Source organism: Gemmatimonadaceae bacterium (assembly GCA_019752115.1).
Taxonomy (GTDB): Bacteria; Gemmatimonadota; Gemmatimonadetes; order Gemmatimonadales; family Gemmatimonadaceae; genus Gemmatimonas.
This window is the reverse complement of record JAIEMN010000043.1, coordinates 1-14,185: the sequence shown is the minus strand read 5'-3', so window position 1 is coordinate 14,185 and position 14,185 is coordinate 1. Positions and strand designations below refer to the sequence as shown.

The following is a 14,185-nucleotide window of genomic DNA, read 5'->3' as shown; positions in this document are numbered from 1 at the left end:
ACAATGAGGGGTTGGGCGTATACTCGGGCATGACCAAGCCCGTATGGCCGGCCCCGCGCCGGTTGCTGTGGGGAGCGACGGCGGTGCTGCTCGGGGGCTGCGCCTCGGCGCCCGCGGCCAAGCCCATCGTGCTGGCCGCCGGCGCCGGTGTGGTGGTGCCCGGCTCGGCGGCCACCAAGACCGCCCTCGCGACCGCCGACAGTGCGGCCCGCGCCTTTGCGCCGGCCGATGTGGAGTTCATGCAGGGGATGATCCCGCACCACGCCCAGGCCGTGATCATGGCCGGCTGGGCGGCGAGTCACGGCGCGCGCGCCGATGTGCAGCGCCTGTGCCTGCGCATCATGGCGGCCCAGAGCGACGAGATCGCGATGATGCGTCGCTGGCTGCGCGAACGAAAGCAGGATGTGCCTGATTCCAACGCCACGCGCCACGTCATGAAGATGGGTGACATGGTGCACGAGATGATGATGCCCGGCATGCTCACCGACGAGCAGATGGCCGAGTTGGACAAGGCGCGCGGCTCGCGTTTCGATCGCCTCTTTCTCACCGGCATGATCGGTCATCATCGCGGCGCGATCGACATGGTGAAGACGCTGCTGTCGAATGGCAACGCGGGGCATGACGAAACCGTGTTTCGCTTTGCGAATGATGTGGTGTCGGATCAGTCCGCCGAGATCACGATGATGTTGCGGATGCTCGAAACCGTTCCTCCCCTCTGACCACACGGATGATGCGTCGATCTCTGCTCCTCCCCGCGATCGGGTCGCTCGCGGTGCTTGCCTGCGCGCGTGCAGCTACCCCCGGCGCGACGCCGACGCCGGCCGATGGCACCACGATCACCGGCGACGTGTCCCTCAGTGAGTCGCCGGCCATGAAGTATCCGGAGAGCGCCAAGGCGCCCAACCCGGATCCGCGCATCGGGCTCAAGCCGGGGGCGGCAGCCGACGAAGCGGGGGTGGCGGCGTTCAACATGAAGCTGCTCTCCAATTCGCCGGCGCCCGAAGGCTTCACCGGGCGCGGGGCCACGGGCTCCGATCTCGCCTTCAGCGGCAACTACATCATTCAGGGGAACTACCGCGGCATCATCATCTGGGACGGCACCAATCCGCGCGCGCCCAAGATGGTGTCGAGTTTCCTGTGCCCCACGCAGCAGGGCGATCCGACGGTCTACGGCAACCTGCTCTTCATTTCCGGTGAAGGGCAGGGCGCGCGCAACGACTGCGGCAGCACACCGATCACCGACACGGTGAGCATGGAGCGCTTCCGCGGTGTGCGCATCTTCGACATCAGCGACAAGAGCAAGCCGCGCCTCGTCACCAACGTGCAGACGTGCCGCGGCTCGCACACGAACTCGCTGGTGCAGGATCCGAACGACAAGAACAACATCTACGTGTACGTCTCCGGCTACTCGTCGGTGCGCTCCTCGAAGGAGCTCGCCGGCTGCCAGGATGCGCCGGCCGGTGACTCGGCGAGCGCGCGGTTCCGCATTGAAGTGATCAAGGTGCCGCTCAAAAATCCGGAGAAGGCGGCGGTGGTGAACTCGCCGCATCTGCTCGCGGACCTGTCGGGGCGTACCGTGCATGCGCCGCCGCCGAGTGACACGGGGGCGCGCGGCGGTCGTGGCGGCCCCGGTGGGGCGGGACGCGGTGGGGCGCCGGGTGCGCCGGGCGCAGCGCCTGGGCGCGGTGCGCCGCCGGCTGGTCCGGCCATCGGTCAGAGCGGCTGCCATGACATCACGGCGTATCCCGGCTCGGGCTATGCCGGCGGCGCGTGCGCCGGCTACGGCCTGCTGTTCGATGTGCGCGACCCGAAGAACCCGAAGCGGCTCAAGAGTGTCGCCGACTCGAACATGTCCTTCTGGCACTCGGCCACGTTCAGCAACGACGGCAGCAAGCTCCTCTTCTCCGACGAATGGGGCGGTGGCAGCGCGCCGCGCTGCCGTTCGACCGACAAGCTCGAGTGGGGCGGCAACGCGATCTTCACCGTCGAGAAGGGCGAGCTCAAGTTCAAGAGCTACTACAAGATGCCCGCGCCACAGGCGAACGATGAGATCTGCACCGCACACAACGGCTCACTGATTCCGGTGCCGGGGCGTGACATCATGGTGCAGGCGTTCTACATGGGCGGCGCCACGGTGTTCGACTTCACCGATCCGGCGCATCCGATCGAGATCGGCTTCTTCGATCGCGGCCCGGGCGGCGGCTACTGGAGCACGTACTGGTACAACGGCCACATCATCTCGAGCGACGAACAGCGCGGTCTCGATGTGCACGAGCTCACGCCGAGCGCGTATCTGTCGCAGAACGAGATCGACGCGGCCAAGACCGTACGCTACGAGCAGTTCAACGCGCAGGAACAGCCGCACACGGTGTGGCCGCCGAGCTTTGCGCTGGCGCGGGCGTATCTCGACCAGCTCGAGCGGAACAGCGGGCTCGCGGCGAATCGCATCAAGGAGATCCGCGATGGACTGACCGCCGCCGAGCGCGGGGGCTGCGGCAATCGCAACACCGCCCTCGCCGCCCTCGTGCCGGCGATCCAGGCCGACAAGGCGTCGGCGACGGACAAGGGACGCGTGGAGCTGGTGGCGAAGGCGATTCAGGCGCTCTCGAAGAGTGCCTGCGCCGCGCCTATCTCCTGAGCGGTTCGAAGGCGCCGAGCGAACGGAGAGATCTCAACCCCTGAGAGCTCAGGGGGCAGAAAATCAGGGGGAGAGCTCAGGACAGCCACCGCGGTCCTGATCTCTCCCCCCTGACTTTCTACGCCCTGAGCTCTCGGGGGTTACTGACCTCCGACGTCAGACCTCGGAATGCTGATCAGTACCGAACCGCCCACTCCACCCGCCCACCTTTCGCACTTCGTAACTCCACGACTCGCATCCGCCGCGCTCCCGTCCCTACGACGCGCTGGCTTACCACCTCCACGCCGTTTGCGCGTACCGTCGGCGTCCCGAAGCCCGTGACGTCCGTGAGGTACAGCGCATACGTCTCGCCGGCCACCACGTCGCTCACGCCGCGCAGCTCCCGGTCCTGCCACTGCACGTCTCGCAGATCCACGCCCCCGCACGTCACATGCCGACTCGTGCCAAGGATTTGTGGATGCGCCACCCGCGGGCGCAGGCACAGCGCCTGCACCTGATACGTCGAATCGATCGCGCCCGCGTGCAGCGTATCGCGTACGACGCCGAGCGGGCGTCTGGTCCAGAACTCCATCCCGACATAGTCGCGGCCCGGCTCGAGGCCGAGATCGGTGAGCGGAAGGTCGGCGTCGCCGCCGGTGCGCGTGATCACGCTCCACTGCTCGAAGGGGCGCGCGATGTCGAGTGTGTAGAGCGGTACCAGCAGCCGCTGATCGGCGTCGAAGGGGCGCGGGCCGGAGCCGCTCACGGTGGCGCCCACGTCGGCGAGGTGTGACGAGCGCGAGGGATCCACATCGTACACCTGCCCGGGGCGCGTAAAGAGCACCGGTGCGGTGCGCTGGGCGGCCTCTACCTTGCTGGTGCGGTACACCTCGGGGGGATCGGTGATCATCATGACGCTGCCGGTGACCGAGGTCAGCGTCGTGGCGCGATAGCGATCGGCCTGTCGTAGCTCGATATGATCGGGGTCGTTGCGCCACACCACGTTGTTGAACGAGTTGTACTGCGCGAACGCCCCGTAGCCAAAGCCGTCGTCGCCTACCCGCATGCCGTCAACGAGGCCGATCAGCTCAGGGCGAATGCCCCAGCAGGCGAGGAGATAGCGATCGAGTCCGATGCGGCTGCGCACATCCGCCACGACGGTGCGAAACACCTGCTCCCGGTCGAGCCCCCGGGCGTCGAAGTACCCGGCGAGGCTGTTGTATCCCTCGTAGCGCAGATGGCGCAGCGCGTCGAGCTTGAAATACGTCCACCCCATCGCGCGCAGACTGTCGTACACGGGGCGAATGAGCGCGTTGAGCGTGGCTGGGTTGCTGCCATCCATCACGAACCCCACCCAGTTGCCTTCGGCCGGCGCGCCCTGTGCGTCCCGGACGAACCATTCGGGGTGCGCGCGCGCTGAGTCGCGCATGGCAAAGCTCACGTTGGTCCAGAGGCCGGGCTCGAGTCCGCGATCGCTGATGGTGCGCCGCAACGCCGCCAGGCCACTGGGGAACTTGGTGTTGGCCGTCAGCCAGTGATCGGGCGTGCCAATCGGGTTCTGCTGATAGCCGTCGTCGATCTGCAGATAGGTGAAGCCGTACGGGCGCAGCACGTCGCGCATCACATCGGCGGTACGCACGATGTCGGCTTCGGTGACCTTGTCGCGGAACGCGTACCAGCTCGTCCAGCCGGCGACACTCGGGGTCCACGGCGTGTACGTCCAGGGCTCGTAGCGCGCGAGCCCGCGGTGCCGCTGATAGAACCGCGGGCGAAAGCGGACGGCAACCTCGAATGCATCGGCCCGCACGGCGTAGCGCGACACCGTATCGCCGACGCCGCTGGCGGTGACGCGGACGCGCGCCGGTTCATCGATCGTGAGCAGCCAGTCGCCACGTCGGTCGTACACGCCGCGGTTGCGCGCGTTGTTGGCGTTTCCGATCGCATGGCGCACGACGGGCCGCGAATCTTCCGCCGGGTCGGACTCGGCGGCGAAGCTTTCGCCGGAGGTATGGAGTTGCGCCGAGAGCTGCACGGCGGCGCCACGCCCGTGGGCCGTGAACTTGATGACCTGCGAGACGCGGCCGTTGGTCGTATCGACCGTGACGCGCACATCGTGACTGGTTCCGGCAAGCCGCAGCCGGGCGTCGAAGATGGTCTGGCCGGCGTAGCGGAGCGCCAGAGAGGAGTCGGTATACGCGACGGCGGCCGGCGCGTTGGGCGGCTGAATCGGCATGGCTCCAACATACGGCGGGTGGACGCCGCGCGCGGCCAGTGCCACGTTGAGAGCATGCGGCGAGCGCTGGTGGGACTCTTGATGCTGATGGCGTGTGGGCGCGGCACACGGATGGCCGAGCCGCCGGCGGCGGATGTCGCGCGGCGCACGGTGCGCGTGCATGGGAACCCGCTGCTTCCAGACAGTCTGCACTACACGGCCGACCCGGCGCCGCTGGTGGTCGGGAATCGGCTGTATGTGCTCACGGGGCGCGATAGGGCGCGCCCGGCACAGAACGACTTCGTAATGCCGGAGTGGCAGCTGCTCACCACCACCGGTGATCCGCTGCAGAGCACGTGGACGCATTATCCGCATGCCGTGCGCCCCGAGCAGGTGTTTCGCTGGGCGGCACCGGCGCGTGCCTATGCCGGGCAGATCGTGCGCGGCGTGGATGGCCGCTTCTATCTCTACGCGCCGGTGATCGAAGCGGCGAGCACGAATCGCGACCAGTTCGCGATTGGCGTGGCGGTGGCGACTACTCCCGAGGGACCGTGGCGCGATGCGCATCCCGAGGGGCCCATTGTGTCGCAATCGCGCCCGGTGCCGAACACGATCCAGAATATCGATCCCACGGTGCTGGTGGACAGCGGCCGCGTGTTTCTGTACTGGGGGACGTTCGGCAAGCTCAAGGGGGTGGAGCTCGCGCCGGACATGGTGACCGTGCGCGGGACGCCCATCGACATCACGACGCTCACGGGCTTCTTCGAAGCCGCGTGGCTCTTCAAGCGCGGCACGACGTACTATCTGGCGTACGCCGCGAACACGGCCGGTCCCGCGTCACCGTGCACGGAAGCGGTGTACTACGCCTGTCTCGCGTATGGGACGGCACCGTCACCACTCGGCCCGTGGACCTACCGGGGCGTCTTCTTGCCGCCGGTATCGTCGACGACATCGCATCCGGGGATTGTCGCGTATCGTGGCGACTGGTGGTTGGTGTATCACACCGCCGACGCGCCCGGCGGCGGGCACTTTCGGCGCTCGGTGGCGATGGACCGGCTCACGTTTGACGACACGCAGCAGCCGGCGCGCATTCGCCCCCTCGTCCGTTCCGGCGGTACGCCGTACGGGCATCCTCTCACCGGATCCCTGGCGATGCAGGCCACGCTGTCGGCGAGCAACGAGCCGGTGCCGGTGCAGTACTGGCTGCGCGCGCTCAACGACGGCACGGTGCGCGAGAATCCGCTGCCGCCCGATATGTGGGCGACGTGGACACCGAACAATCCGCCGCAGCAGTGGGTGCAGTACACGTGGCGCACGCCCGTCACCCTGGGCGCGAGCAGCATGGTGTTCTGGGCCGATCACCCCGCCGGCAGCGGCGTCGGCGTCGCGCCGCCGCGCGCGTGGCATCTCGAGTACTGGCGCGACAGCGCGTGGGTGCCGGTATCGGCCACGTCGCCGTACACCGCCGTGCCGAACGCGGAGAATCGCGTGACGTTCACGCCGGTGACCACCACGCGCCTCCGCGTGGTGTTCGACGCGTCCACGGATTCCAAATCCTTCGCCGCCGTGGCCGCGCAGGAATGGCGCGCCGATCCGCCACAGTAATCCGCAGTCCTGGGATGCCTCGGATGCCTCGGATGCCTGGTGAAATCAGTTCAACAGACCTGCCGATGCATCGACACTCGTTGACCGGCACGTTCGCCAACTGAAGTCACCAGGCATCCGAGGCATCCGAGGCATCCCAGGACTGCGCTGGTATTGCTTACCGCCGCTCGACCATCCACACGCGGCCGAGTCCGTCCGCGAAGGCGTAGCAGTCGCAGCGAGCGATCCAGCCGGCGCGCACGCGTGAGGTGCGCGGGATGCAGCTGCCGGAAAAATTGCACACCACATCGCGCACGATGAGTGACCGCCACAGCGCCGACGGCTCGGCGGTGCTGTCGCGGACCCACGTCGGCTTGTCGTACGTGGGAGTCCACTGCGGGCGGAGCGGGGCGCGCTCGGCAGGCTCGACCACGACGCCGGCGCGGGGGAGCGGCGCGTCGATAACGCGCAGATCGGCCCAGCCACGCAGTGCCGCGCCCGTGCCCGGCGCACGCCCACTCGGCAGCGGCGTCGTCCGCAGGCCGCCAATGGGCGCTGGTTGCGGCACCGCGGGACCAATGGCGCTGGGCGCCACGGTGCCGACGAGCGGTGGGCGCTGCGCCGCCGCGCGGGACGAAATGCACAGCAGCGCAACCATCGCGATCGTTGCCAATCGGACGCTCATACCCGAAAGATAGCCACTGACGGCACCCGTGGAACCGGTTACCTCCGTACCGCCAAACGGAACGAAGTGATGATCCGTAGGTTGGGGCGTCCCTCTCCCCTTGAACACATGCGTCTTCGGCAGCAGCTGCTGCTTCTTACCCTCGCGCCGCTCGCGACGGCCATGGCGATTGTCGCGCTGTTGGTCTGGCCACCGGTCAATCGGCTGCTGGCCACCGCCGTTGAGCAGGAAGCGCGCGAACAACTTGATTTGCAGGTGCAGTCGCTCGACACGCAGCTGCGCACGTTGCAGGCGCGACTCGATGCGTATGCGCTGCTGCCGGCGGTGCGAACCGGAACGCCGGAGTCGATCTCGGCGCTGTTGCACCCGCTGACCGAGGCGTTTCCCGGCGCCGACGTCGTGAACTTCATCGCCGCGGATGGGACGATCCGCATTCCTGGTCGCCCCTCGGTGAGTGTGCGCGATCGCTACTACTTCCCGCAGCTGCAGCGCGGGGAGCCGGTCGTGACCAAGGCCATCCAGAGTATCGCGAGCAACGTCCCCGAGGTACTCATCCTGCGCCCCGTCCGTGACATGCAGGGGCAGGTGACCGGCGCGGTGGGGGCCTCGCTGCGCCTCACCGATGTGCTGGAACGCATCAAGGCGATTCAGCTGCGGAGCCCCGGCTTCGCGCTGCTCGTGGACGAGGACGGGCGCACGCTGTCCACCGTCCCGTTCCGTGGCGTGGCCGCCTCGTCGGCGCTCTTTCGCGGCGACAATCCCAAGGATGCCTCGGCCGAGTGGCGGGCCATGCTCGCCACCATGCAGGCGCGTGACAATGACACCACCACGCTGCGATTGGATGGGCAGCCGTATCGCGTCTTCTTCCGGCGCATGCCGGCGCTCGGCTGGCGGCTGGCGATCGGCTTTGAAGAGTCCGCGCTGTTCGAGGAGCGTGACCGGGTGGTCGTGCGGGGCGGTATCGCGCTGGTGCTCGTTGGTCTCTTTGCGGCGATCGCGGCCGTGCTCACACGTCAGCGCGTGGCCGCCCCGCTCGATGCGCTCTCGAAGGCGCATGCCGCCGTGGCGCGTGGCGATCTGAGCGCACGCGCGGTCGAGCCCTCGCAGGCAGAGCTCGCCGAGCTGGCGCGATCGTTCAATCGCATGGCCGATGATCTGCTCGCCGGGCGCAAGCGCCGCGAAGCGGATGAGGACATGCTGCGCGAAATGTTTGAAGCGAGCCCGATGGCCATTGCGCTCTATCGGGCGACGGATCGTACCTATGTGCGCGTCAATACGGCGTATGCCAAGCTCTTTGGCATGACGCCGCCGCAGATCATGGGCAAGACCGTCGACGAAATCGGTGTGGTCCCCGATCCTATTCGGCGTGAGGAGCTGCGCGCACGTCTCGTTCGCGAGGGACAGCTGCAGGGGGAGCGGCTGCGCCGGACCGACGAGAACGGGCAGGTGCGCGACTTCGTCTTCAGTGCGAACCCGGTGGAAGTGGGCGGCGAGCGCCTGATCCTCTTCACCACCGTGGACATCTCGGAGACGGTGCGGCTCGAGGCGCAGCTGCGACAGACGCAGAAGCTGGATCTCGTGGGGCGCCTGGCGGGTGGCGTCGCGCACGACTTCAACAACATGCTCGCTGGCATCATGGCGGCGTCTGACCTGCTGGCGATGTCGATCGATGATCAACCCACGCTGCGTGAAGAAGTCGACGTGATTCGCGACAGCGCCGCACGGGCCGCGACGCTGACCCAACAGCTGATGATGTTCTCGCGCGCGCAGCCGGTGAGCCGCCAGCTGTTCGATATGCATCAGCCCATTCGGGCCGCGCTGGCGCTCGGGCGTCGCACGCTCGATCGCCGCATTACCATCGTGGAAGAACTCCACGCCAAGCCCACTACCGTGCGCGGGGACTCGGCGTTGCTGCAGACGGTGGTGATGAACCTCATCGTCAACGCACGCGACGCGATGCCCGATGGCGGCACGCTGACCGTGTCCACGAGTATCGACGAGCACGATCAGTTGCAGCTGCAGGTCCGCGACACCGGTCACGGCATGCCGAGTGACGTGGCGGAGCGGATCTTTGAGCCGTTCTTCACCACCAAGGCGCCGGGGAAGGGGACCGGGCTGGGGTTGAGTGTGGCCTTCGGCATCGTGCAGGAGCACGACGGCGAGATCAGCGTGCAGAGCGCCCCGGGGCTGGGGACGACGGTGACCATTCTGCTGCCGCTGGTGCGTGGCGATGGGTCCGTCCTGGGCGGCAAGCCGGCGCCGGTCACGCTGACGCCGGGGCGCGCGCGGGTGCTCGTGGTGGACGACGAACCGCTCGTCCGGGGGACGATCGCCCGGGCGCTCCTGCTGGCCGGTCATACCGTGCAAACCGCCGAGAACGGCAGCGATGCCGTGGCCTTCGTGCAGCAGGGGGAGTGCTTCGATGTCGTCGTGCTCGATCTCGTGATGCCCGGGATGGACGGCGTGAGCACGCTGCGCGCACTCCGGGAGCAGCTGCCCGAGTTGCCGGCGATCGTCTGCTCGGGGTACGGGGAAGAGGAGACGTTCACGCAGCTCTCGAAGGAACGTCATGTGCAGCTGCTCCCAAAGCCGTTCGGGCTATCCGAGCTGACGTCGCTGGTGTCGATTGCCACCGCATCGGGCGCGCGATAACGTCTCGGCATGCCTGATCCCGTCACGCCGCGCGTCGCCGATCTCCCCTTCCGCTCTCACGACAAGGTTCGCTACAGCGATACCGATCGTCAGGGGCACGTGAACAATGCCATCTTCGCCACCTTTCTGGAGACGGGACGGGTGGAGCTGCTTTTCCATCCCGAGCGTCCGATCGTGGATGCGGGGGCCGAGTGCGTGATTGCGAAGCTCGCGCTCGAGTACCGCGGCGAGATCCACTGGCCTGGAGACGTGCAGGTGGGTACCGGCGTGGTGCGTATTGGCACGAGTTCGATGACGCTCCTGCAGGTGGCTGAACAGGAGGGGCGTACGGTCGCGACGGCCGAGACAGTCATCGTGCAGATCGACACCGCCACACGGAAGGCGCGTCCGTTGAGCGCGGTGGCCCGCGAACGCCTGCTCGCGCTCCGCGTGGAGGCGAACGCGTGAACGTTCAGGCGATGTACGACTATGTCGTGCGCGCGCGTCGCGATCTGCGCGAGGTGCTCGTGGCGGCACCCGATGCAGTGGTCTCGCAGCCCGTCATGCTCGCCGACCGCTTTCGCTGCATCAAGGACATGCTCTTCCACATTGCCGAAGTGGAAGATGGCTGGATTCAGGGCGACATCCGGGGCGTGCCCATGGTACAGGAGGCGTTCCCGACGCTCCGCAGCAGTCCGGGTGGTGCCGCGTTCGCGAACGAGTCCTTGCCGCTGCTGCTGGCGTACTGGAAAGCGGTCGAGGACAGCACGCAGGCGTATTTGGCGACGATCACGCCGGAGGAGTTGCACCGTCGGGTGGCCGTGGCGGATTGGCCCGACAAGCATCTCACGGTGGACGGGCTCCTGTGGCATGTCATGTTGCACGAAACCCGGCACTCCGCGCAGATCGTGCTGCTGCTGCGGAATGCCGGGGTTCGCCCACCGTCGTTGGATCTGTTGTTCTATCTGAGCTGAGTCTTACGCGACGTCGAAGCGGTCGAGCATCATGACCTTGTCCCACGCCTTCACGAAGTCGCGCACGAACTTCTCCGTGTTGTCGGCCTGGGCGTAGACTTCGCTGAGCGCGCGGAGCTGCGAGTTCGATCCGAAGATGAGGTCCACACGCGTCGCGGTGTACTTCACATCACCGGTCGCGCGGTCGCGCCCTTCGTACACCGTCGCGCCCTGCGACACCGGCTTCCACGCCGTGCTCATGTCGAGCACGTTCACGAAGAAGTCGTTGGTGAGCGTTTCGGGGCGATCGGTGAACACCCCATGCTTGCTGGCGCCGTGGTTGGCGCCGAGCACGCGGAGGCCGCCCACGAGCACGGTCATCTCGGGCGCGGTGAGCGTGAGGAGCTGCGCCTTGTCCACGAGCAGCTCTTCCGGCGCCACCGTGTAGTTCGCCTTCTGGTAGTTGCGGAAGCCATCGGCGATCGGCTCGAGCACGCTGTACGCGTGCGCGTCGGTGTGCTCCGGCGTGGCATCGGTGCGGCCGGGCGTGAACGGCACCGTGATGTCGTGCCCCGCCTTCTTCGCCGCCGCTTCGATGGCCGCACAGCCACCGAGGACGATGAGATCGGCGAGGGACACCTGCTTGCCGCCGGTCGCGCTCTTGTTGAAGTTCGCCTGAATGGTCTCGTAGACCTCGAGCGCCTTCTGCAGCTTGGCCGGCTGGTTCACTTCCCAGCTCTTGGCCGGCGCCAGACGGATGCGCGCGCCGTTGGCGCCACCACGCTTGTCGCTGCCACGGAAGGTGCTGGCCGACGCCCACGCCGTGGTGACGAGCTGGCTGATGCTGAGTCCCGAGGCGAGGATCGTCTGCTTGAGCGCGGCGATATCCGCCGCGTCGATGAGCGCGTGCGACAGCGCCGGCACCGGATCCTGCCACAGCAGCGTTTCCTGCGGCACGAGCGGGCCCACGTAGCGCGTGTTCGGCCCCATGTCACGGTGCGTGAGCTTGAACCAGGCGCGCGCGAACGCGTCGTGGAAGAGCGCCGGGTTCTCGTGGAAGCGCTTCGAGACTTCGAGGTACTTGGGATCGGTGCGCAGCGCGATGTCGGCGGTGGACATAGCCGGGCGCACCTTCTTCCCCGGCACGTGCGCGTCGGGTACGACCAGCGACGCTTCCTTATCCGTCGGCTCCCAGATCCACGCGCCGGCCGGGCTCTTCACGAGCTCCCACTCAAAGCCGAAGAGCGTCTCGAAGTAACCGTTGTCCCACGTGGTGGGGTTGGGCGTCCACGCGCCTTCGAGGCCCGACGTGGTGGTGTGCTGCCCCTTGCCACTTTCGAACGCATTGAGCCAGCCGAAGCCCATCGCTTCGATCGGCGCGCCTTCCGGCTCCGGGCCCACGAGCGCCGTGTCCCCCGCGCCGTGCATCTTGCCGAAGGTGTGGCCACCGGCCACGAGCGCGACGGTCTCTTCGTCGTTCATCGCCATGCGGGCGAACGTCTCGCGGATGTCGCGCGCGCTCGCCATCGGATCGGGATGACCGTCCGGTCCTTCGGGGTTCACATAGATGAGCCCCATCTGCACCGCGGCCAGCGGGTTCTCGAGCTCACGATCGCCCGAGTACCGGCTGTTGGCCTTGTCGCTCGTCGCGAGCCACTCGGCTTCGGCGCCCCAGTAGATGTCCTGCTCGGGCTCCCACACATCCTCACGGCCAAAGCTGAAGCCGAAGGGCTTGAAGCCCATCGTCTCCATGCCCACGTCCGCGGCGAAGATCATGAGGTCGGCCCACGAGAGCTTGTTGCCGTACTTCTGCTTGATCGGCCACAGCAGGCGGCGCGCCTTGTCGAGGTTGCCGTTGTCGGGCCAGCTGTTGAGCGGCGCAAAGCGCTGCGTACCGCTCGACGCGCCACCGCGACCATCGGCCGTGCGATAGGTGCCGGCGCTGTGCCACGCCATGCGCACGAAGAACGGGCCGTAGTGGCCGTAGTCGGCGGGCCACCACGGCTCGGAGCGCGTCATCAGTTCGGCGAGATCAGCCTTGAGGGCGGCCACATCGAGCGTCTTCACCGCCTCGCGGTAGCTGAAGCCGGCATCCATCGGATTGCCCGCGGGCGGGTTCTGATGGAGCATGCCGAGGTTGAGCGCATTGGGCCACCAGTCGCGGTTGGTGCGACCGCGCGCGTTCATCGCCGCGGCGGCCTGACCGACGCTGCTCGGGTTGCCGTGACCAGTGACGGGGCACTTGCCGCCGCTGCTTGCGCTACCGCTGCCGTGAGATCCTTCCATATGCGCTCCCAGTTCCGACCGGAGGGTGATGACGGGGTCTGACCGAACCGATGACGCCGGCTCGGGATAGGGGAAGGATAGGCGTTCCAGGTATAGCCATCAATCGGAATTGAGCTATATGAGATATAAGAGTACGTTATAGCTTATGGACGCCGTGCTCTTGAGGGGCTTTGTGGAGACCGCCGACGCCGGGTCGCTGAGCCGGGCGGCGCGGCAGCTGGGAGTGTCGCAGCCCTCGCTGACGGGGCAGATGCAGCGCCTCGAGCAGCAGCTGGGGGTGGAGCTGCTGGAGCGCCACGGGCGCGGGGTCCGGCTCACGGAGGCCGGCCGGGCCCTCTACCCGCGGGCGCGTCGGCTGCTCGACGAGATGCGCGCCGCGGAAGACGCGGTGCGCCGCGAGGGCGCGATCGCCGCCGCCACGCTGCGGGTGGGGGCGATTCCCACGGTGGCGCCCTACGTGATGCCGAGCGCCCTCGTCCGGTGGCGCGCGCGCGACGCCAGCACGCGGGTGGAGCTGCGTGAGGACTACAGCGCCGTGCTGGCGCGGGCACTGCACGAAGGCACGCTCGATGTAGTGATTGCCGCGCTGCCGTACACCTTCGACGGGCTGGAGACGGAGGTCCTCGGCGTGGACCGCCTGGTGGTGGCGGTGCCGAGCACGCATCCCGCGGCGCGCGCGGGGCGGATTACGCTCGCGCAGCTGCACGATGCGCCGGCGATCACGCTCGATCCGGCACACTGTCTGGGCGAGCAGGTGGCGGGGTTTTGTTCGAGTCGCGCGGTGAATCCTTCGGTGGTGTGCCGCACGGCGCAGCTCGCCACCGTGTTGGAGCTGGTGGGCGCCGGCGTTGGCGTGTCGATCGTGCCGGCCATTGCCGCGGTGCGGCACAATACGCCGCAGTGTGTGTACGTGCCGCTCGAGGGTCACGCGCTGATGCGGGAGATTGTGGCGGTCTCTCGGCGCGGGGCTGCGGTTGATGGTGGGTTCTTGGCGTGTGTGCGCGAGGGACTCAACGGCTGAGGGGCGTATACGTGGGGCGCATACATACTGCGCATACGTACGGCGCATACGTACCGCGGTGGCGCTCCACGTATGCGCGTCCTGTATGCGCCCCACGTATGCGACCCACGTATGCGCCCTGGAGTTGCCCCGAAAAAGTGGACGCGTGTCGGATCGATACTACGCGGCCATCGGCTGTTGCGCTTCGTACTCGGCG

General features: G+C 67.6%; 10 protein-coding genes. 7 read left to right on the top strand and 3 right to left on the bottom strand.

Annotated elements, in window-relative coordinates; translation table 11 throughout:
- Nucleotides 1-29: 29 nt before the first annotated feature.
- Nucleotides 30-719 (top strand): DUF305 domain-containing protein, encoded by a 690-nt coding sequence (locus K2R93_17550; GenBank protein ID MBY0491648.1) that lies wholly within the window; start codon nt 30-32, stop codon nt 717-719.
- Between the two features lie 8 nt (nt 720-727).
- On the top strand, nt 728-2,638 hold the full coding sequence (locus K2R93_17545; protein ID MBY0491647.1) for a hypothetical protein: 1,911 nt from the start codon (nt 728-730) through the stop codon (nt 2,636-2,638).
- Nucleotides 2,639-2,813: 175 nt separating this feature from the next.
- Here K2R93_17545 and K2R93_17540 read toward each other — a convergent pair whose 3' ends face one another.
- Nucleotides 2,814-4,850, bottom strand: coding sequence for an alpha-galactosidase (locus K2R93_17540; GenBank protein MBY0491646.1), 2,037 nt, complete (start codon nt 4,848-4,850; stop codon nt 2,814-2,816).
- Nucleotides 4,851-4,904: 54 nt separating this feature from the next.
- Between K2R93_17540 and K2R93_17535 the strand changes: the two genes are divergently transcribed.
- Nucleotides 4,905-6,434 (top strand): family 43 glycosylhydrolase, encoded by a 1,530-nt coding sequence (locus K2R93_17535; GenBank protein MBY0491645.1) that lies wholly within the window; start codon nt 4,905-4,907, stop codon nt 6,432-6,434.
- A 157-nt stretch (nt 6,435-6,591) separates the two neighbouring features.
- On the opposite strand, the gene K2R93_17530 is transcribed toward K2R93_17535, so the two are convergent.
- Nucleotides 6,592-7,098, bottom strand: a complete 507-nt coding sequence (locus tag K2R93_17530) for a hypothetical protein (GenBank protein ID MBY0491644.1) — start codon at nt 7,096-7,098, stop codon at nt 6,592-6,594.
- Nucleotides 7,099-7,206: 108 nt separating this feature from the next.
- Between K2R93_17530 and K2R93_17525 the strand changes: the two genes are divergently transcribed.
- Genes K2R93_17525 through K2R93_17515 form a run of 3 tightly spaced genes read left to right on the top strand, consistent with a single transcriptional unit; the run spans nt 7,207 to nt 10,703 of the window.
- Entirely contained in the window at nt 7,207-9,750 is a 2,544-nt protein-coding gene (locus K2R93_17525) for a response regulator (GenBank protein MBY0491643.1), read from the top strand.
- Nucleotides 9,751-9,759: 9 nt separating this feature from the next.
- Nucleotides 9,760-10,197, top strand: a complete 438-nt coding sequence (locus K2R93_17520; GenBank protein MBY0491642.1) for an acyl-CoA thioesterase — start codon at nt 9,760-9,762, stop codon at nt 10,195-10,197.
- A complete protein-coding gene (locus K2R93_17515; protein MBY0491641.1) occupies nt 10,194-10,703 on the top strand; it encodes a DinB family protein in 510 nt (169 codons plus the stop codon). Before K2R93_17520 ends, K2R93_17515 begins: the two co-directional genes overlap by 4 nt.
- Nucleotides 10,704-10,706: 3 nt before the next feature.
- Here the strand turns inward: K2R93_17515 and katG are convergent, their stop codons facing one another.
- Nucleotides 10,707-12,968, bottom strand: coding sequence for a catalase/peroxidase HPI (gene katG / locus K2R93_17510; GenBank protein MBY0491640.1), 2,262 nt, complete (start codon nt 12,966-12,968; stop codon nt 10,707-10,709).
- A 145-nt stretch (nt 12,969-13,113) separates the two neighbouring features.
- Here katG and K2R93_17505 point away from each other — a divergent pair, with 145 nt between their 5' ends.
- Entirely contained in the window at nt 13,114-13,989 is an 876-nt protein-coding gene (locus K2R93_17505) for a LysR family transcriptional regulator (protein MBY0491639.1), read from the top strand.
- The last annotated feature ends 196 nt before the right edge of the window (nt 13,990-14,185 follow it).